Here is a 1,228-nt window from a genome sequence, read left to right as displayed (position 1 = left end):
TGGGATGTGGTCACCTGTGGGAGCGAGCCTGCTCGCGAAAGCGGTCTACCATTCAACGCAAATCCCACTTCATCGAGAGATTTCTGATGAACCACAACGAACAGGTAGTCGCCAAGGTGTTCGCCCTGTACGAACGCTTCGGCGACAGCGATTACATCGGCGAGCCGGTATCGCAGATCGAACACATGTCCCAGGCCGCGCAGTGTGCAATGGCCGAAGGCTTCGATGACGAAGTGGTGCTCGCCGCGTTTTTCCACGACATCGGGCATATCTGCGCCGAAGGCGCCGAAAACATGGGCGGTTTTGGTGTTGTCAGCCATGAACGGCTGGGCGCCGATTACCTGCGCAGCGCTGGTTTCAGCGAGCGCATGGCGCGTTTGGTGGAGTATCACGTTCAGGCCAAGCGCTACCTGACGCTCAAGGAGCCGGGGTATTACGAGCGTTTGAGCGAGGCCAGCCGCCGGACGTTGGCGTATCAGGGTGGGGTGATGACGGCTGCCGAAGCTGCGGCCTTCGAGCAGGACCCGCTGTGCGATGTCAATCTGCGCATGCGGCAGTGGGATGAGCAGGCCAAGGAGATGCATGTGCCGCTGATTGATCTCGATATGCTGAAGCGCAAGGCGGTCGGCGTCTTGTCACGCGAGGTTTGCTGAACGGTCCTACGTTAATTGACGAAGCGTTGCATGGATCGCCTTGTTGGCAGGGCTCAAGCTGAGCTTTTCACAAGGAGGAAAATGGATGCGCTATCTAAAAGTGATCGCTCAGGATCGAAGCGACGGTGGGGCGGCAGATACGCTTCGGTTTCAGTTTTTTGAAGATGAACAATGGAAGCGTGACGCGACGGACGACGAAATTCGGCGGCTGAGTACCTTTGGCACTAACTACTTGAAATGCAGATGGTTCAACGCCGGTGAAGGCGAGGAGCGGCATCTGCGAATGTTCTCGCTGAACCCTACTGGCGATGGCTCACCGGAGTCGGTGCGATTGCATTTCCATGAAGGCCCGATCATCGCCTACAAGGCAGCGGTTCATGATCTCGACAACGATGGCGCGTTCGAGATCGTGCTGTGCTCCGATGTGGATAACGACGGCCACGCTGATCGCACGGATCGGACTCGGGTCAATGCGTTGGTACGAGAGTTTCTGAAGATCGGGTGGTAGTTTTCGGCTCTCGATTTGAGGTGTGCACTTCGCGAGCAGGCTCGCTCCCACAGGGGAATGCGGTCAA

2 protein-coding genes are annotated in these 1,228 nt (G+C 57.5%); both read left to right on the top strand.

Annotation, left to right across the window (positions count from 1 at the left end; genetic code table 11):
• Positions 1-86: 86 nt before the first annotated feature.
• Complete coding sequence (locus ACW9HW_RS30115; RefSeq protein WP_457402971.1) at positions 87-653, top strand: phosphonate degradation HD-domain oxygenase; 567 nt, start codon at positions 87-89, stop codon at positions 651-653.
• Between the two features lie 85 nt (positions 654-738).
• Positions 739-1,161: a hypothetical protein gene (locus ACW9HW_RS30110; protein WP_095196335.1), complete on the top strand. Its 423-nt coding sequence runs from the start codon at positions 739-741 to the stop codon at positions 1,159-1,161.
• Positions 1,162-1,228 lie beyond the last annotated feature (67 nt).

It is taken from the genome of Pseudomonas sp. SDO5532_S415, from assembly GCF_054071155.1.
The sequence above is the reverse complement of the archived record's forward strand: the minus strand, read 5'-3'. Positions and strand labels throughout refer to the sequence as shown.